Origin of the sequence: Variovorax sp. efr-133-TYG-130, assembly GCF_030208835.1 — a bacterium.
Lineage (GTDB): Bacteria > Pseudomonadota > Gammaproteobacteria > Burkholderiales > Burkholderiaceae_C > Variovorax.
The window spans coordinates 196,561-213,204 of record NZ_JARVTD010000010.1; the positions used below are offsets into that span (position 1 = coordinate 196,561).

Annotated in this window: 16 protein-coding genes; 12 read left to right on the plus strand and 4 right to left on the minus strand. The window is 68.1% G+C overall.

Going from position 1 to position 16,644, the window contains the following annotated elements; genetic code table 11:
* The first annotated feature begins 29 nt into the window (after positions 1–29).
* Genes QRN67_RS12310 through QRN67_RS12325 form a run of 4 tightly spaced genes read left to right on the plus strand, consistent with a single transcriptional unit; the run spans position 30 to position 3,302 of the window.
* Positions 30–911 carry a branched-chain amino acid ABC transporter permease gene (locus QRN67_RS12310; RefSeq protein ID WP_081266845.1) on the plus strand — a complete coding sequence of 294 codons (882 nt, stop codon included), beginning with the start codon at positions 30–32 and terminating at the stop codon, positions 909–911.
* Positions 911–1,774 (plus strand): branched-chain amino acid ABC transporter permease, encoded by an 864-nt coding sequence (locus QRN67_RS12315; RefSeq protein ID WP_081266846.1) that lies wholly within the window; start codon positions 911–913, stop codon positions 1,772–1,774. Before QRN67_RS12310 ends, QRN67_RS12315 begins: the two co-directional genes overlap by 1 nt.
* On the plus strand, positions 1,771–2,574 hold the full coding sequence (locus QRN67_RS12320; RefSeq protein WP_081266847.1) for an ABC transporter ATP-binding protein: 804 nt from the start codon (positions 1,771–1,773) through the stop codon (positions 2,572–2,574). The genes QRN67_RS12315 and QRN67_RS12320 overlap by 4 nt, the downstream gene beginning before the upstream one ends.
* Positions 2,571–3,302, plus strand: coding sequence for an ABC transporter ATP-binding protein (locus QRN67_RS12325; RefSeq protein ID WP_285411995.1), 732 nt, complete (start codon positions 2,571–2,573; stop codon positions 3,300–3,302). The genes QRN67_RS12320 and QRN67_RS12325 overlap by 4 nt, the downstream gene beginning before the upstream one ends.
* A 142-nt stretch (positions 3,303–3,444) precedes the next feature.
* On the opposite strand, the gene dxs is transcribed toward QRN67_RS12325, so the two are convergent.
* The 3 genes from dxs to xseB are packed head-to-tail and all read right to left on the minus strand — an operon-like array spanning position 3,445 to position 6,507.
* The gene (dxs, locus tag QRN67_RS12330) at positions 3,445–5,298 is read right to left on the minus strand and encodes a 1-deoxy-D-xylulose-5-phosphate synthase (RefSeq protein ID WP_285411996.1); all 1,854 of its coding nucleotides are present in this window, start codon (positions 5,296–5,298) and stop codon (positions 3,445–3,447) included.
* A 22-nt stretch (positions 5,299–5,320) separates the two neighbouring features.
* Positions 5,321–6,244 carry a polyprenyl synthetase family protein gene (locus QRN67_RS12335; protein ID WP_285411997.1) on the minus strand — a complete coding sequence of 308 codons (924 nt, stop codon included), beginning with the start codon at positions 6,242–6,244 and terminating at the stop codon, positions 5,321–5,323.
* Positions 6,241–6,507, minus strand: coding sequence for an exodeoxyribonuclease VII small subunit (xseB, locus tag QRN67_RS12340; RefSeq protein ID WP_081266851.1), 267 nt, complete (start codon positions 6,505–6,507; stop codon positions 6,241–6,243). Before xseB ends, QRN67_RS12335 begins: the two co-directional genes overlap by 4 nt.
* A gap of 230 nt (positions 6,508–6,737) precedes the next feature.
* Between xseB and QRN67_RS12345 the strand changes: the two genes are divergently transcribed.
* From QRN67_RS12345 to QRN67_RS12380, 8 genes are all read left to right on the plus strand, one after another.
* Entirely contained in the window at positions 6,738–7,877 is a 1,140-nt protein-coding gene (locus QRN67_RS12345) for an aromatic ring-hydroxylating oxygenase subunit alpha (protein WP_285411998.1), read from the plus strand.
* Between the two features lie 74 nt (positions 7,878–7,951).
* Positions 7,952–8,884, plus strand: coding sequence for a DMT family transporter (locus QRN67_RS12350; protein ID WP_234382721.1), 933 nt, complete (start codon positions 7,952–7,954; stop codon positions 8,882–8,884).
* Positions 8,885–8,938: 54 nt separating this feature from the next.
* Complete coding sequence (locus QRN67_RS12355; protein ID WP_285411999.1) at positions 8,939–9,847, plus strand: sulfurtransferase; 909 nt, start codon at positions 8,939–8,941, stop codon at positions 9,845–9,847.
* Complete coding sequence (locus tag QRN67_RS12360; RefSeq protein WP_285412000.1) at positions 9,844–10,422, plus strand: DUF2796 domain-containing protein; 579 nt, start codon at positions 9,844–9,846, stop codon at positions 10,420–10,422. Before QRN67_RS12355 ends, QRN67_RS12360 begins: the two co-directional genes overlap by 4 nt.
* 4 nt (positions 10,423–10,426) lie before the next feature.
* Positions 10,427–11,173 (plus strand): ABC transporter ATP-binding protein, encoded by a 747-nt coding sequence (locus tag QRN67_RS12365; RefSeq protein WP_285412001.1) that lies wholly within the window; start codon positions 10,427–10,429, stop codon positions 11,171–11,173.
* Positions 11,170–12,432 (plus strand): ABC transporter permease, encoded by a 1,263-nt coding sequence (locus tag QRN67_RS12370; protein ID WP_081266856.1) that lies wholly within the window; start codon positions 11,170–11,172, stop codon positions 12,430–12,432. The genes QRN67_RS12365 and QRN67_RS12370 overlap by 4 nt, the downstream gene beginning before the upstream one ends.
* A 2-nt stretch (positions 12,433–12,434) precedes the next feature.
* Positions 12,435–13,076, plus strand: coding sequence for a DUF3299 domain-containing protein (locus tag QRN67_RS12375; RefSeq protein ID WP_081266943.1), 642 nt, complete (start codon positions 12,435–12,437; stop codon positions 13,074–13,076).
* Positions 13,077–13,293: 217 nt separating this feature from the next.
* Positions 13,294–15,282, plus strand: a complete 1,989-nt coding sequence (locus tag QRN67_RS12380; protein WP_285412003.1) for a DUF3300 domain-containing protein — start codon at positions 13,294–13,296, stop codon at positions 15,280–15,282.
* Positions 15,283–15,348: 66 nt separating this feature from the next.
* Here QRN67_RS12380 and QRN67_RS12385 read toward each other — a convergent pair whose 3' ends face one another.
* Positions 15,349–16,617, minus strand: coding sequence for a M20/M25/M40 family metallo-hydrolase (locus QRN67_RS12385; protein ID WP_081266858.1), 1,269 nt, complete (start codon positions 16,615–16,617; stop codon positions 15,349–15,351).
* Between the last annotated feature and the right edge of the window lie 27 nt (positions 16,618–16,644).

Below are 16,644 nucleotides of genomic sequence, written 5' to 3' on the forward strand. Positions count from 1 at the left end.
CTCGTGCCGCGGCCTGACGAAAGCCCATCGTGCTCGATCAGCAGCTTGTCAATGCCTTGTCGCTGGGGTGCGTCTACGCACTCTTCGCGCTCGGCTTCACACTCATCTTCGGCGTGCTCGGCGTCATCAACCTCTCGCACGGCGCGGTGTTCATGGTCGGCGCGTATGCCGCGGCCGAATTCATGCGCGTGTCGGGCATGCCGCTGTGGGTCGGCCTGCCATTCGCCTTTGCCTTCTGCGGCGTGCTGGGGTTCCTGGTCGACGTGCTGGTGCTCAAACCGCTGCGCAAGCGCAACGCACCCCACCTGATCCCGATGATCGCCACCATCGGCGTGGCCATCATCCTGAACAACGGCATCCAGGGCATCTTCGGCGCGGAGAACCTGCGCTTCCCGCCCGGCACCATTCCCGACGACGCGCTGGTGTTCGCCGGCATCCACGTCACCGTGCTCGAACTGGGCATCGTGCTCGCATCGTTCGTGCTGATGGGCGTGCTGATGCTGTCGCTGCAGCGCACCCAACTGGGCCGCGCGCTGCGCGCCATTGCCGAGTCGCCCAAGGCGGCGTACCTGGTGGGCGTGAACGTCGAGGGCCTGTTCTTCCTGACCTCGTTCGTGGCCGCCGGCCTGGGCGGCGTGGCGGGCGTGCTGATCGGGCTGTACTCGAACGCGCTCTTCCCGCTGATGGGCCAGCCGATGCTCGAGAAGGGCATCGCGGTGATCATCCTGGGCGGCATGGGCGACATCCGCGGCGCGCTGCTCGGCGGCCTGTTCCTCGGTTTCGCCGAGGTGCTGTCGGTGGCCTACGTGGGCTCCAACATGCGCGACGCGGTGGCCTTCGGCCTGCTGTTCCTCGTGCTGCTGGTGCGCCCGAAGGGCCTGTTCGGTTCGCTGAAGGAGCGCAAGGTCTGATGGAAGCCTTCGACAACTTCTGGTCGGTCTACAGCAACCTGGTGCTCTCGCTGGGCATCAACGGGCTGCTGGCGCTCTCGATCTGGCTCACCCTCGCCTGCGGCATGCTGGCGCTGGCCAACGCCGCATTCATGGGCATCGGCGCGTACACCGCGTCGATCCTCACGCTGAACTACGGCGCGCCGTTCCCGGTGGCCATTGCCGCGGGCATGGCCGCGCCGGCGCTGGTCGCCTTCATCATCGGCAAGCCGACGCTGCGGCTGTCGGGCGTGTACCTGGCCATGGCCACGCTGGCCTTCGGCGAGGTGGTGCGCATCGCCATCCTGAACGCCGAGTCGCTCACGGGCGGCGCGCTGGGCCTGAACGGCATTCCGCAATCCACCGAGTGGTGGCACGTGGCGCTGGCGCTGGTGCTCGTGCTGCTGGTGCTGTGGCGCATCCGCCGCTCCAAGGTCGGGCGCGCCTTCGAGGCCATCAAGGAAGACGAGACCGCCGCCGGCCTGATGGGCATCGACGTGGCGGGCCACAAGATGCTGGCCTTCGTACTGGGCGGCGCCATTGCCGGCCTGGCGGGCACGCTGAACGCGCACCTGACCTTCTTCATCGGCCCGGCCGAATACGGCTTCAACCGCGCGGTCGACATCCTGACGATGGCCATCCTCGGCGGCATCGGCAGCCTCACCGGCCCGGTGCTGGGCGGCACCATCCTCACGCTGCTGCCGGAAACGCTGCGCGGCCTGGGTGCCTTCCGCCTGGTGGTCAATGGCTTCATCCTGGTGCTGATCGTGCTGTTCCTGCCCAAGGGCATCTGGGACCCGGCGCGCATCCGCCAGTGGTTCGGACGCAAGGGGAGCGCGGCATGAGCGACAACACCCTTCTCACGTTGAAGAACGTGTCGCGCCACTTCGGCGGGCTCAAGGTCCTGCAGGACGTGAACCTGGACATTCCGAAGGGCGGGATCTTCGGGCTGATCGGCCCGAACGGCGCCGGCAAGACGACGGTGTTCAACCTGATCACCGGCCTGCTGCCCACCACCAGCGGCACCATCCACTTCCAGGGCCAGGACCTGGCGGGCCGCAAGCCCTTCCAGATCACCCGTGGCGGCATCGCGCGCACCTTCCAGAACATCCGCATCTTCAAGGAGATGTCGCTGCTGGAAAACGTGACCGTGGGCATGGACGCCAAGCTGCGCTACGGCCCGCTGGGCCTGCTCGCGAGCACGGGCCTGTTCCGCAGCGAGGAAAAGCGCGCCCGCGACCGCGCGCGCGAACTGCTGAGCTGGGTCAAGCTGGACCACAAGGCCAACGACGTGGCCGACAACCTCTCCTACGGCGACCAGCGCAAGCTGGAGCTGGCACGCGCGCTGGCCACCGAGCCCACCCTGCTGCTGCTCGACGAGCCGGTGGCCGGCATGAACAGCACCGAGAAGAGCGAGCTGATGGTCGAGATAGAGAACATCGCGGCGCGCGGCTTCACGGTCTTCATGATCGAGCACGACATGCGCTTCGTGATGGGGCTGTGCCAGCAGATCGCGGTGCTGAACTTCGGCCGCATCATCGCGCGCGGCGGCCCCGAGCAGATCCGCAACGACCCGCAGGTGATCGAGGCCTACCTCGGCCGCGAAGACGACGAAGCCACGAACGACCAGGAGACCGCGGCATGAGCGCCGGCACCACGACCCCATTGCTGCAGGTGCAGGACCTGAAGGTGAACTTCGGCCATGTGCAGGCGGTGAAGGGCATCGATTTCGAATTGCACGAAGGGCAGATCACCACGCTGGTGGGCGCCAACGGCGCGGGCAAGTCGACCACGCTGCTGGCGCTGTCGGGCCTCGTCAAGAAGACGAGCGGGCGCGTGCTGTTCGCGGGCCAGGACATCACCGCGCTGTCGCCCCACAAGATCGTGGCCGGCGGCGTGGTGCAGGTGGCCGAGGGCCGCGCCACGCTGACCACGCTCACGGTGCGCGACAACCTGGAGCTGGGCGGCTACACGCGCCGCGATGGCGCCGCGGCCCGCGCGGCCGACCTGGAACGCATCTACGCCCTCTTCCCGGTGCTGAAGGACCGGGCCGACGGCCTGGCCGGCAACCTCTCGGGCGGCGAGCAGCAGATGCTGGCCATCGGCCGCGCCCTGATGGCCAAGCCGCGCGTGCTGCTGCTGGACGAGCCCTCGATGGGCCTGGCGCCGATCATCGTGCAGGACATCTTCCGCACGCTGCGCGAGATCAACAAGCAGGGGCTGACGATCTTCCTGGTGGAGCAGAACGTGCGCCAGGCACTGAAGATCGCGGACCGGGCCTATGTGATCGAGACGGGCAGCATCGTGCTGTCGGGCACCGGGCGGGATCTGCTGGGCAACCCGAAGGTGCAGGACGCGTACCTGGGGAGCTGACGGGTCTTTGGTATTCCTCCCTCCCCCGCTGGGGGAGGGTCGGGGTGGGGGCTAGCGGCAGTTGCACCACGGCGGCATGTTTTAAAGCCGCTTGCCCCCATCCCAGCCTTCCCCCAGAGGGGGAAGGAGCAAGACCGAAACCTCAGTTGCGGCCGAAGCGGTCCGCGATGGATTTCTCGATACCCGCCGCATCGAGCCCGATGCCGGCCAGCAGCTTCGCCGGATCGCCATGCTCGATGAACTGGTCGGGCAAGCCCAGCTGCAGCACCGGCTTCTGCACGTTGGCAGCCTGCAGCGCCTCGAGCACCGCGCTGCCGGCGCCGCCCATGATGGCGCCCTCTTCCAGCGTCACGATGGCATCGTGCGTGCGCGCGACCTGCAGCAGCAGTTCGACGTCCAGCGGCTTGGCCCAGCGCATGTTGACCACCGTGGCGTCGAGCGACTCGGCCGCCGCGAGCGCCGGATACAGCAGCGTGCCGAAGGCGAGGATCGCAATGCGCTTGCCTTCGCGGCGGATCTCGCCCTTGCCCAGGGGCAGTGCGTCGAGCGTGAGGTGCGGCGCCACGCCGGCGCCCGAGCCGCGCGGATAGCGCACCGCCACCGGGTGGCTCTGCTCGTAGGCGCTGGACAGCAGCTGGCGGCACTCGCGCTCGTCGGCCGGGCACGCGATGCTCATGTTCGGAATGCAGCGCAGGAACGGAATGTCGTAGGCACCCGCGTGCGTGGCGCCGTCGGCACCCACGAGGCCCGCGCGGTCGAGCGCGAACACCACCGGCAGGTTCTGGATCGCCACGTCGTGGATCAGCTGGTCGTAGGCGCGCTGCAGGAAGGTCGAGTAGATGGCGACCACCGGCTTCAGCCCTTCGCAGGCCAGGCCGGCGGCGAAGGTGACGGCGTGCTGCTCGGCGATGCCGACGTCGTAGTAGCGGCCGAGGAAGCGCTTCTCGAACTCCACGAGCCCCGAGCCCTCGCGCATCGCGGGCGTGATGCCCACGAGGCGGCCGTCGGCGGCGGCCGTGTCGCACAGCCACTGGCCGAACACCTGCGTGAAGGTCTGCTTGGCCGGGGCGGTGGACTTGACCAGCCCCACCTGCGGATCGAACTTGCCGGGGCCGTGGTAGGCCACCGGGTCGGCCTCGGCCAGCTTGTAGCCCTGCCCCTTCTTGGTGACCACGTGCAGGAACTGCGGGCCTTCCAGGTGCTTGAGGTTCTCGAGCGTGGGCACCAGCGAATCGAGGTCGTGGCCGTCGATGGGGCCGACATAGTTGAAGCCGAACTGCTCGAACAGCGTGGCCGGCACCACCATGCCCTTGGCATGCTGCTCCAGCCGCTTGGCCAGCTCGAACAGCGGCGGCGCGTTGCGCAGCACGCTCTTGCCCACGCTCTTGGCGGCGGCGTAGAAATTGCCGCTCATCAGCTGCGCGAGGTAGCGGTTGAGCGCGCCCACCGGCGGGCTGATCGACATGTCGTTGTCGTTCAGGATCACGAGCAGCTTGCAGTCGCACACGCCCGCGTTGTTCAGCGCCTCGAAGGCCATGCCGGCGGTGAGCGCGCCGTCGCCGATGATGGCCACGGTGTGGCGGTCCTCGCCCTTCTGCTTGGCGGCCATGGCCATGCCCAGCGCGGCCGAGATGCTGGTCGACGAATGGGCGGTGCCGAAGGTGTCGTACTCGCTCTCGCTGCGCTGCGGAAAGCCCGAGATGCCGCCGATCTGCCGCAGCGTGGGCATGCGCTCGCGCCGGCCGGTGAGGATCTTGTGCGGGTACGTCTGGTGGCCCACGTCCCACACCAGCCGGTCGTGCGGCGTGTTGAACACGTGATGCAGCGCGACCGTCAGCTCGACCGTGCCGAGGTTCGAGCTCAGGTGGCCGCCGGTGCGCGAGACGTTGTCGAGCACGCAGGCGCGCACCTCGTCGGACAGCTGGCGCAGTTGCGCCCGGTCGTATTTGCGGATCGGCGCGGGGTCGTGGAGTGTGGGAAGCAGCGGAGCAGCCATGGGGGAGGTTTGTTCTTTTCTCTCAGCGATCGCGGTCGACCACCATGTGGGCCAGTGCGCGCAGGGCGGCGGTGTCGGCCAGGCCGCTGTTTTCCAGCGCGGCGAGCGCGTCGGCCAGCAGCTGGCGGGCCTGGGCGCGCGCCCCGTCGAGGCCGAGCAGCGATACGTAGGTGGGCTTGTCGGCCGCGGCATCCTTGCCGGCGGTCTTGCCCAGGGTTTGCGAGTCGGCCGTGACGTCGAGGATGTCGTCGACCACCTGGAACGCGAGGCCGATGGCCGCGCCGTAGTCGCGCAGCGCGGCCAGCGCGGCCGGCGACACGGCGCCGCAGGCGGCGCCCATCTCGACGCTGCCCTGCAGCAGCGCGCCGGTCTTCAGGCGGTGCATTTCGCGCAGCCGCGCTTCGTCGAGCGCGATGCCCACGCTGGCCAGGTCGATGGCCTGGCCGCCGGCCATGCCCTGGCTGCCCGCGGCGCGCGCGAGCAGGCGGCACAGCAGGGCCTGGGTGGCCGCGGGGATCTCATCGCCTTCAGGCGTGAGCAGCTCGAAGGCCAGCGCCTGCAGCGCGTCGCCGGCCAGCAGGGCGTCGGCCTCGCCGAACTTGACGTGCACCGTGGGTTTGCCGCGCCGCAGCACGTCGTTGTCCATGCAGGGCAGGTCGTCGTGCACCAGCGAATAGGCGTGGATCAGCTCGGTGGCGCAGGCGGCGCGCAGCGCGGCGGCCTTGTTGCCGCCGACGGCCTCGCTGGCGGCCAGCACCAGCAGGGGCCTCAGGCGCTTGCCGCCGTCGAGCACGGCATAGCGCATGGCGTCGCCCAGCAGCACGGGGGCGTCGACGCCGACCCAGCGCGAGAGCGCCGCCTCGACGTTCGCCAGATGGGGATCACACCAGCCGGCCAGGGTCTTTGCGTCCCACCGGGGGGGAGCCGTGGTCGCGGCCGCGCTCATTCGGAAGTCCAGACCTTCAGGCTGCCCGCATCGAGCACCTTGATCTGGTCTTCGACCGCCTGCAGCTTGTCGCGGCAGAAGGCGAGCAGCGCGGCGCCGCGCTGGTAGCTGACGAGCAACTGGTCGAGGGGCAGCTGGCCTGATTCGAGTTCCGCAACCAGTTTCTCCAGCTCCTGGAGCCCGGCTTCGTAACTGGCGGGCAGCGGGCCCGTATCAGGCGTTGCCGCCGGGCTGGACGAGGAAGGGGTTGGCACCTTGGGCATGCAAGCGAAACGTGGGTGAAACCGGGCATTTTAGGACTGGGACGGGAACAAGCGGCCACCGCCTGCGGGCCACCCCGGCACGGACCGAGCCAAAAGATGCCCCCCGGGTACAATGCGAACTTCTCTCGTTGGCAACGCCAGCACATTCTCCGGGCCGCCGAGCCATCCAGGCGGCGCCTTTCCGTTCTTTTTTCCTTTTTCTCCCTGTGGGGAGCTTGGTCAGGTCCTCCATGTCTGATTTAAGTCTTCAACTGCAGCAGGCCGCGAGCCAACTTCCAGTTTCCGCGTATTTCGACGAGGCGCTCTATGCCCGCGAAATGCAAAACCTTTTCGCGCGAGGGCCCCGCTATGTCGGCCATCGCCTGGCCGTGCCCGAACAGGGTGATTTCCACACCCTGCCGCAGGAGCACCAGGGCCGCGCGCTGGTCCACACGCCCAAGGGCGTGGAGCTGATCTCCAACGTCTGCCGCCACCGCCAGGCCCTGATCCTGCAGGGCCGGGGCCGGCTCGAGAGCCAGACCGGCGGCAACATCGTCTGCCCGCTGCACCGCTGGACCTACGCCGCGAGCGACCCGCGCACCACGGGCACCCTGATCGGCGCGCCGCACTTCGAGCAGGACCCCTGCCTGAACCTGCACAACTACCCGCTGACCGAATGGAACGGCCTTCTGTTCGAGAAGAACGCCGACGGCTCCGGCCCCGACGTGGCTGCCGACATGGCCGGCCTCGGCCCGCAGGCCGACCTCGATTTCTCGGGCTACGCGCTCGACCGCGTCGAGCTGCACGAGTGCAACTACAACTGGAAGACCTTCATCGAGGTCTACCTAGAGGACTACCACGTCGGCCCGTTCCACCCGGGGCTGGGCAGCTTCGTCACCTGCGACGACCTGCGCTGGGAGTTCAAGCCGCGCTATTCGGTGCAGACGGTGGGCGTGGCCAACCGCCTGGGCCGCGCGGGCAGCCCGATCTACCAGAAATGGCAGGAGCAGCTGCTCAAGTACCGCGACGGCAAGCCGCCGAAATACGGCGCCATCTGGCTCACCTACTACCCGCACGTGATGGTCGAGTGGTATCCGCACGTGCTCACCGTGTCCACGCTACACCCGGTGAGCCCGACCAGGACGCTCAACATGGTCGAGTTCTTCTACCCCGAGGAAATCGTCGCCTTCGAGCGCGAATTCGTCGAAGCCCAGCAGGCCGCCTACATGGAAACCTGCGCGGAAGACGACGAGATCGCCGAGCGCATGGACGCTGGCCGCCGCGCGCTGATGCTGCGCGGCGACAACGAGACCGGCCCTTACCAGAGCCCCATGGAAGACGGCATGCAGCAGTTCCACGAGTGGTACAAGGCTGCGATGCAGCAGCCCTGAGCCCCTGCCGCCCACGGCCCGATGAAACCATCGGGCTTTTTTTATTTCCTTCTAGTTTTCGAGACTGACTGACGATGCAAGCGCTCTGGATGGTGCTCGGCGCCTTTTTGTTCGCCACGATGAGCGTGGTCGTGAAAATCGCCTCGGAATGGTTCAACAGCGGCGAGATGGTGCTGGGCCGGGGCCTCATCGGCATCGTGTTCCTGTGGCTTTTGGCGCGCAACCGCGGCGTCTCGCTCGCCACCCGCTACCCCGGCATGCACGCCTGGCGCAGCACCATCGGCGTGATCTCGCTCGGCGCATGGTTCTATGCCATCGCCCACCTGCCGCTGGCCACCGCCGTCACGCTCAACTACATGAGCAGCGTGTGGGTCGCGGCTTTCCTGGTCGGCGGCGCGCTGCTGGCCTGGGTGCCGGTGCCCGGGCGCGACGGCCGGGTGGAGCGCCCGCCGCTGCAGGGCACGCTGGCCATGACGGTGCTCGCGGGCTTCGCGGGCGTCGTGCTCATGCTCAAGCCCACGGTCAGCGGCAACGAAGGCTTCGCCGGCATGCTGGGCCTGCTGTCGGGCCTGACGGCCGCCTTCGCCTACATGCAGGTGGTGGCGCTGTCGCGCATCGGGGAGCCCGAACTGCGCACGGTGTTCTATTTCGCGGTGGGCTCGGCCGTGGCCGGGGCCTTCGCCACGGCCGCCACGGGGTTTTCGGGCGGTGCTTCATGGACATGGCAGCATGCGCTGTGGCTGCTGCCGATCGGCCTGCTCGCCGCCCTCGGACAGCTCTGCATGACCCGCGCCTACGCCACCGCCAAGACCCAGGCAGGTACGCTGGTGGTGGCCAACCTGCAGTATTCGGGCATCGTGTTCGCGGCCTTCTACGGCGTGGTGCTGTTCAACGACCGCATCGACGCCGCAGGCTGGGGCGGCATGGCTCTTATCATCGCAAGCGGCATTGCCGCCACTGTGTTGCGGCAGCGGGCGGTGCCCAAGGCACCGGCCGAAGAACATTGAACTGAAACGCATCAAGCGGGCCTGTGCAGGCCCCGGCAACGAAGGACACACGCCATGTACACCACCCTCGTCACCTTCGACCAGCTGCGCCAACTGCAGGCCGGCGACAAGCCCTTCATGCTGTTCGACTGCAGCTTCGACCTCATGAAGCCCGAAGCCGGCGCGCAGCAGTACGCCGCCGCGCACATTCCGGGCGCGCTGTACGCCAACCTCGACACCGACCTCAGCGCGAAGCACGGCGTACCCGGCGCCCACGGCGAAGTCGTGACCGCGCAGGAAGACGGCGTGCCCGCATCCGGCGGGCGCCACCCGCTGCCGAGCCGCGAGAAGTTCGCGGCCTGGCTCTCGGGCATCGGCTTTGCGAACGACATGCAGGCCGTGGTGTACGACCGCAACGGCGCCAACTACTGCGGCCGTCTGTGGTGGATGCTCAAGTGGATGGGCCACGACGCAGTGGCCGTGCTCGACGGCGGGCTGCAGGCATGGCAGGCCGCGGGCGGCGAGGTGACCGACCGCGAGGAGCCCGCGCGCTTCCAGTCGAACTTCGTGACGGGCGAGCCCATTGCAAAGCTCGTGACCACCGACACCGTGCTGCGCCGGCTCGGCCAGCCTGACCAGAACCTGATCGACGCACGTGCCGGCGCACGTTACCGCGGAGAGGTGGAACCTCTGGACCCGATTGCCGGTCACATCCCCGGGGCCCTGAACCGGCCCTTCGCCGAGAACATCGGACCGGACGGCAAGTTCAAGCCGGCATCGCAATTGCGTGCCGAGTTCGAAACGCTGCTCGCGGGACGCGACCCGGCGACCGTCGTCCACCAATGCGGCAGTGGCGTGAGCGCCGTGCCCAACCTGCTCGCGATGCAGATCGCGGGGTTCGGGACGACCGCGCTCTATGCCGGCAGCTGGAGCGAATGGAGCAACACGCCGGGGCTGCCGACCCGGCAAGGCGCTGAACCATGAAGCACACCCGACTCCGACGCACCACCGGTCTCGCAATGGCAGCCGCGCTGTTCGCGGCCGCCCCGTTCCTTTCCGCGCAGGCACAGCAGCAGCATGCGCATGTGCACGGCCAGCTCAAGCTCGACGTGGCCGTCGACGGGCCCACGGTGGTGATCGACATGGAGTCCCCGCTGGACAACATCGTCGGCTTCGAACGCGCGCCCAAGACCGACGCCGAGAAAAAAGCCGTCGAAGACGCCGTGGCCGTGCTGCGCGCTGCCGACAAGCTCTTCGTGGTCGACCCGGCCGCCAACTGCAAGCTGGGCCCGGTCGACCTGCGCTCGGGCGCGCTGGGCCTGGGCAACCCCGACCCGGCAGAGCCCGTCGGCCATGCCGACCTCGACGCCACCTTCTCCTTCAACTGCACCAATGCGTCCGCCGCGAAGTTCATCGACGTGAATCTGTTCGGCGCGTTCAAGGGACTGCGCCAGATCGATTCGCAGATCGCCTCCGCGCAAGGCCAGTTCAAGCGCCAGCTCAAGCGCCCCGCCGGCGCTCAGGCGTCGCAGCCGGTCCGTCTGAGCTGGGGCAAGTGACGCTGTGAGCAACTTCCCGCAGGGCGAGACGACGCCATTGCGCGTCGTACTTGCCGCAGAAGCGCTGCGCTTCTCATGGCCCGGCGTGAAGACGCCGTGCATCGACATCGAGGCCTTTCGCATCACCGCCGGCGAATCGGTGTTCCTGCACGGCCCCAGCGGCTGCGGCAAGAGCACGCTGCTGTCGCTGCTGGCCGGCGTGCTGGTGGCCGACGAAGGCCGCGTCACGCTGCTGGGCCACGACTGGTCGAAGCTCTCGGGCACCCAGCGCGACCGCAGCCGCGTGGCGCACGTGGGCTACATCTTCCAGCAGTTCAACCTGCTGCCGTACCTGAGCGTGATCGACAACGTGCTGCTGCCCTGCCGCTTCTCCGCGCGGCGCGAGGCGCAGGCCTCGCGCAACGGCAGCGCGCGCGAAGAAGCCGAGCACCTGCTCGCGCAGATGGGCCTGGACCGCAACCTGTGGAAGCGGCAGGCGCTGCAGCTGTCGGTCGGGCAACAGCAGCGCGTAGCCGCGGCGCGCGCGCTCATCGGCCAGCCTGAAGTGGTGATCGCGGACGAGCCCACCTCGGCGCTGGACGAAGACCGCCGCGAAGCCTTCCTCGACGTGCTGCTGACGGCCTGCGCGCAGAACCACAGCGCGCTAGTGTTCGTGAGCCACGACCAGCGCATCGCACAGCGTTTCGTGCGGCACGTGCTGCTGCCCGAGATCAACCGCGCAGCGAGCAGCGCGATGGCGGTGGACGCATGAAGGCGCTGTTCTCGATTGCCTGGCGCAGTGCATGGAACCGCCGCTTCACGCTCGCGCTCACGGTGTTCTCGATCGCGCTGTCGACCTTCCTGCTGCTGGGCGTGGAGCGCATCCGCACCGAGCTGCGCGAGAACTTCGCGTCTTCCGTTTCCGGCACCGACCTGATCGTGGGCGCGCGCACCGGCTCCACGCAGCTTCTGCTGTATTCGGTGTTCCGCATCGGCGCGGCCACCAACAACATCTCGTGGAAGAGCGTGCAGGCGCTGCAGGCGCACCCCGGCGTCGACTGGGTGGTGCCGCTGTCGCTGGGCGATTCGCACCGCGGCTTCGCGGTGCTGGCCACCTCGCCCGAGTACTTCACGCGCTTTCGCTACGGCGACCGGCAACTGCTGAAGATGCGCGAAGGCAAGCCCTTCAGCGAGCTGTTCGACGCGGTGGTCGGCGCCGAGGTGGCCGACAAGCTCGGCTACCACGTGGGCCAGAAGATCACGCTCGCGCACGGCAGCGGCGAACTTAACGTGGCCGAACATGCAGACAAGCCCTTCACCGTGGTGGGCGTGCTCGCGCGCACCGGCACGCCGGTCGACCGCACGGTGCACATCGGCCTGCCGGCCATGGAAGCCATCCACCTCGAATGGGTGGGCGGCGCGCCGATGCCCGGCGTGCACATTCCGGCAGAGCAGGTGCGCAAGTTCGACCTCACGCCCAAGAACGTGACGGCCGCACTGGTGGGCCTGAAGAACCGCGCTGCCGTGTTCGGCGTGCAGCGCTGGATTTCCACCTACACCGGCGAACCGCTGATGGCCATCCTGCCCGGCGTGGCGCTCGACGAACTCTGGAGCGTGATCGGCATCGGCGAGAACGCGCTGCTGCTGATGTCGGCGCTGGTCGCGCTGGTGAGTCTCGCGGGGCTAGTGTCGGTGGTGATGGCGGGGCTCAACGAGCGCCGCCGCGAACTCGCCGTGCTGCGCGCCGTGGGCGCCGGGCTGCGCCATGTGCTGGCACTGCTCGCGCTCGAGGGCGCAATGGTCACCGTGCTGGGCGTGGCCTTCGGCGTGGTGATGGCGGTGCTGGGCATCGCCCTGCTCTCCCCATGGCTGCAGGCGCAGTTCGGGCTGACACTGAGCCTTTCCGAACCTACACTGAACGAATGGCTGCTGATGGCGAGCCTGCTGGTCGCGGGCTGGCTGGCAAGCCTCTTGCCTGGCATCCGCGCCTACCGCCTCTCGCTGGCGGACGGCCTTTCCCCGAGGATATGAACATGCGCATTGCAAAGAAGACACCCACGGTCCAGCCTTTCATGCGGCTTTCGATGCTGCTTGCCGGCGCCGGCCTTGCCGCCGCGGCCTGGGCCGCGGACCCCGCACCCAAGGACACCACCGCCGCCAACCCGCTGGGCGGCAAGGCGGCAGCGGCCCCTGCGGCCGCCAAGGCCACGCCGGGCCAGCCGCGGCAGATCACCTGGGAAGAACTGGTGCCCAAGGACTGGGACCCGGCCAAGGAGTTCAAGGGTATGGACCTGAGCGCCCTCGATGACGGCGACCCGCGCGCCAACGAGCTGCTCATGAAGATGCAGGAGGTGTCGAACAACGCACCGACCAATGCCGCGATGAACGGCGTGGAAGTCAAGATCCCGGGCTTCATCGTGCCACTCGAGGAAGCCAAGGGCGAGGTCACCGAATTCCTGCTGGTGCCCTACTTCGGCGCCTGCATCCACACGCCGCCGCCGCCGGCCAACCAGATCCTGCACGTGGTGCCGCAGAAGGGTGCCAAGTTCCGCGCCATGGACACCGTGTGGGTCACCGGCAAGCTGCAGACGCTGCGCAACGACTCCATGATGGGCGTGAGCGGCTACCACGTCAGCGCGGCCAACGTGACCAAGTACACGGGCGGCGCCAAGTAGGTCTTCAGGCCGGCAGCAGCGGCCTGTGGTCCCGCGCCGACAGTGTTGACGGCGCGCCGCCGACACACGCCGTTGCATCCGAGGCGCAGGCTCTGTCATCGCCTGTTGCCGCGCGCCGTTGAAAGAGTTCCGGGCACGACACCGGCGCAAAAAGGAACTCCAGATGACAAAAAACCATCGTCCAACAGTCCCGCGGCTCCTTACGATTTCGCTGTGCATGGGGGCCATTGCCCTGGCCGGCTGCGACAACAAGACACCCGGCACGCCGGCTGCCGCCGTCGACCCCGCCGCCTCGTCGATCCCGGCGCCCTCGGTCCCGCAGAACAATGCACCCGCCGCGGTGCCGGTGGCCTACACGCCGCCTTCGGCCGACAAGCTCTATGAAATGGTCGCGCCCATTGCGCTCTATCCGGACAAGCTGATCGCGCAGATTCTTGCCGGCGCCACCTACCCCGAACAGATCACCGCCGCGCACGACTGGCTTGCGCAGAACCCGAACCTCAAGGCCGGTCCGCTGGCCGACGCGGCCAACCAGCAACCCTGGGACCCGAGCGTGAAGTCGCTCACCGCTTTCCGCAGCGTGGTCAACCAGATGGCGGCCAACATTCCGTGGACCGAATCGCTGGGCAAGGCCTACTACAACGACCCGACCGACGTGATGAACGCCATCCAGGTCATGCGGCAGCGCGCGGCCAAGGCCGGCCGCCTCAAGAACAACGACAAGCTGCGCGTGGTCACCGCGGCGACCACGCCGCCGCGCAACTACGCACCCGCTGCGGATTCGCAGGCGGTGTACTACAGCGGCCCGCCCGTGATCGAGGCGCCGCCGCAGTACATCACCATCGAGCCCGTGCAGCCCGACGTTGTGTACGTGCCCGCCTATGACCCGCAAGTGATCTACGGCACGCCGCAGCCCGTGTACCCGGGCTATGCCTATGCACCGGCGGTCGAGGTGGCGCCTGGCTACAGCCAGGGGCAGGTGCTCGCGGCCGGCGCGCTGGCGTTCGGTGCGGGCGTGGTGGTCGGTGCCGCGCTGGAGCGCCACGACTGGGGCTGGCATTCGTGGAACATGAACTGGGGCGCACCGGGCTGGCGCGGCCGCGACACCGGCGCACCGCCGCCACCGGCCTACCGCCCCGCGGTGGTCTACAACAACAACACCTACGTCTCGCGCTCGACCACGGTGGTCAACAGCGTGACCAACGTGCGCAACGTCTACAACAACAATAACGGTGCGCCGCGCGGACTGCCGGCAGGCGCCACCGCACCCAACTTCGCTGCCGCTCCCGGCTTTGCGCCGCAGCAGCAACAGCAGATGCAGCAGCAAGCCGCGCTGGCCCAACAGCAGCAACAGCAGCAGGCACGCCAGCAGGAAGCCCTGCTGCGCCAGCAGCAGATGCAGCAACAGGGACAGCAGCGTGCACAGCAGCAGGCCCAGCAACAACAGGCCCAGCAGCTTCACGCGCAGCAACTGCAGCAACAGCAAGCGCGGCAGGCACAGGTCCAGCAACAGCAGCAACAAGACCAGCAGCGCCGCCAGCAACAAGCACAGCAGGCACAGCAACTGGCGCAACAGCAGGCGCAGCAACAGCACCAGCCGGCCCGCTTCGCGGGCCAGCCACCGGGCTCGCAGCAGCATGAGCAGCAACAGCGCGAACAGCAACGCCAGGAACGCCAGCAACAACAGGCGCAGCAGGCACAAGCACAGGCGCAGCAGGAACAGTCAAGGCGCCAGCAGATGCAGCAACAGCAGGCCCAGCAGCAGGCGCGTGCGCAGCAGCAGGCCCAGGCCCAGGCGCAGCAGCAACAACAGCAGCTCCAGCACCAGCGGGAACAGCAGCAGCAACAACAAGCGCAGAACCAGGCACGCCAGCAGCAGCAGGCACAGATGGAGCAGATGCGCCGCCAGCAGCAGCAAGCTCAGCAACAGGCAGCCCATCAACAACAGCAACAGCAGCAACAGGCGATGCAGATGCAGCAGCAACGCCAGCAGCAGCAAATGCAACAACAGCAGCAGCACATGCAGCAGGAGCAGGCGCGTCAGGCCCAGATGCGGCAGCAGCAACAACAACAGGCGCAGCAACAGCAGCAGCACGCCCAGCAACAGGCGCAACAGCAACAACAGCGCGTGGCCGCCGCTGCGGCCGCGGCCGCCCATCGCCCACCCCGCCCCGGCGAGCCGGGACAGCCGCCGCAGCATCCTTGATGATTCGCTGATGAACGAAGAGCCGGCTGCTTGCGCAGGCCGGCTCTTTTTTTCATCAAGGCTCGATCAGTTCTTGCCGATCTCGGTCAGCAGCCGCGTGACGAGGTAGATGCGCGGCACGATCGAATCGACTTCGATGTATTCGTCGCGTGCGTGGTAGCCGAAGCCCGCGAGGCCGAAGCTCTCCACCACCGTGGCCTTGCCCGAGCGGCCCGCGTAGCCCGCGTCTGTGCCGCCGCCGGTCATGGGCGTGAGCGCGAGGTCGCGGTCGATTTCCCTGTAGATGGCCTGCGCCTTCTCGGCCAGCGCGCGGCCCTTCTCGCCCGCAATGAAGGCCGGGCGGCCCACTTCCACCTTCACGGTGGTCTCGGTGTCGGGAATCAGCTTGCCGGCCGCAACCTTGGCCTGCAGCGCTTCGTTGAGCTTCTTCTCCGCGCCGGGCTGCGTGATGCGCACGTCGCCCTGTGCCTGCGCCTTCTCGGTGATCTGGTTGAGCGGGCCGGTGGCGCGCGCCACGGTCCAGTTGAGCGTCACGCCGGGGATGTCCTTGGCGAGGTCCTTGGTCTGCAGCATCTGGTACGACAGCTCGTACAGCGCATTGCGGCCCAGCTCCGGCGCGGCGCCGGCATGCGCAGCGCGGCCCTTCACCTCGAGCGTGGCGGTGGCGATGCCGGCCGCGCCCAGCAGCAGCGATTCGCCCTTGGCCACCGACTTGGCCGCCGTCGGCTCGAACGACAGCACGGTGTCGTGCTGGTCGGCCAGGGTCGCGATCAGTTCGCCGGAGCCGACCGAGCCCACTTCCTCGTCGGGGTTCATCACCACGGTGAGCGTGTCGTAGTCGCGCCAGCCGGCGTCGGCCAGGATCTTCAGCGAGGCCATGATGACCGCGAGGCCGCCCTTGTCATCCGCGATGCCGGGGCCGTAGATGCGGTTGCCGTCGACCTTGTAGGGCTGGCCGTTCAGGATGCCGGCCGGGTACACCGTGTCCATGTGGCCCTGCAACATGATCTTGCGCTTGCCCGTGCCCTTGAGCGTGGCGATCACGATGTCGGCGCCCGCGCCGGCCGTCGCCTTGCGTCGCTCGGTCTTGAAGCCGGCAGCCTTCAGGCGCCCTTCCACCACGTCGGCCATCTTGAGCAGGCCGTCGACGTTGAGGCTGCCCGACTCGATCAGCACCATTTCCTTGAGGTTGTCGATCACTGCCGGCTGCGCCTTCTCGGCGGCGGCCAGCAGCCTGGCGTCGGGTGCGGCGTGGGCGGCAACCATGGCGCCGAATGCAAGGCCGCAGGCAGCGGCAATGGAGCGGAGGACGAAGAAGGAAGAGTGCTGGGTCATGTGTGTTGTCGACTCTGGTTGATGAGC

Bases quoted from the DNA above. Each gene is read 5' to 3' on its own strand.
- QRN67_RS12315 (WP_081266846.1), top strand. From the start codon at position 911: ATGGAAGCCTTCGACAACTTCTGGTCGGTCTACAGCAACCTGGTGCTC.
- QRN67_RS12320 (WP_081266847.1), top strand. From the start codon at position 1,771: ATGAGCGACAACACCCTTCTCACGTTGAAGAACGTGTCGCGCCACTTC.
- QRN67_RS12325 (WP_285411995.1), top strand. From the start codon at position 2,571: ATGAGCGCCGGCACCACGACCCCATTGCTGCAGGTGCAGGACCTGAAG.
- dxs (WP_285411996.1), bottom strand. From the start codon at position 5,298: ATGGCTGCTCCGCTGCTTCCCACACTCCACGACCCCGCGCCGATCCGC.
- QRN67_RS12335 (WP_285411997.1), bottom strand. From the start codon at position 6,244: ATGAGCGCGGCCGCGACCACGGCTCCCCCCCGGTGGGACGCAAAGACC.
- xseB (WP_081266851.1), bottom strand. From the start codon at position 6,507: ATGCCCAAGGTGCCAACCCCTTCCTCGTCCAGCCCGGCGGCAACGCCT.
- QRN67_RS12345 (WP_285411998.1), top strand. From the start codon at position 6,738: ATGTCTGATTTAAGTCTTCAACTGCAGCAGGCCGCGAGCCAACTTCCA.
- QRN67_RS12350 (WP_234382721.1), top strand. From the start codon at position 7,952: ATGCAAGCGCTCTGGATGGTGCTCGGCGCCTTTTTGTTCGCCACGATG.
- QRN67_RS12355 (WP_285411999.1), top strand. From the start codon at position 8,939: ATGTACACCACCCTCGTCACCTTCGACCAGCTGCGCCAACTGCAGGCC.
- QRN67_RS12360 (WP_285412000.1), top strand. From the start codon at position 9,844: ATGAAGCACACCCGACTCCGACGCACCACCGGTCTCGCAATGGCAGCC.
- QRN67_RS12370 (WP_081266856.1), top strand. From the start codon at position 11,170: ATGAAGGCGCTGTTCTCGATTGCCTGGCGCAGTGCATGGAACCGCCGC.
- QRN67_RS12375 (WP_081266943.1), top strand. From the start codon at position 12,435: ATGCGCATTGCAAAGAAGACACCCACGGTCCAGCCTTTCATGCGGCTT.
- QRN67_RS12380 (WP_285412003.1), top strand. From the start codon at position 13,294: ATGGGGGCCATTGCCCTGGCCGGCTGCGACAACAAGACACCCGGCACG.
- QRN67_RS12385 (WP_081266858.1), bottom strand. From the start codon at position 16,617: ATGACCCAGCACTCTTCCTTCTTCGTCCTCCGCTCCATTGCCGCTGCC.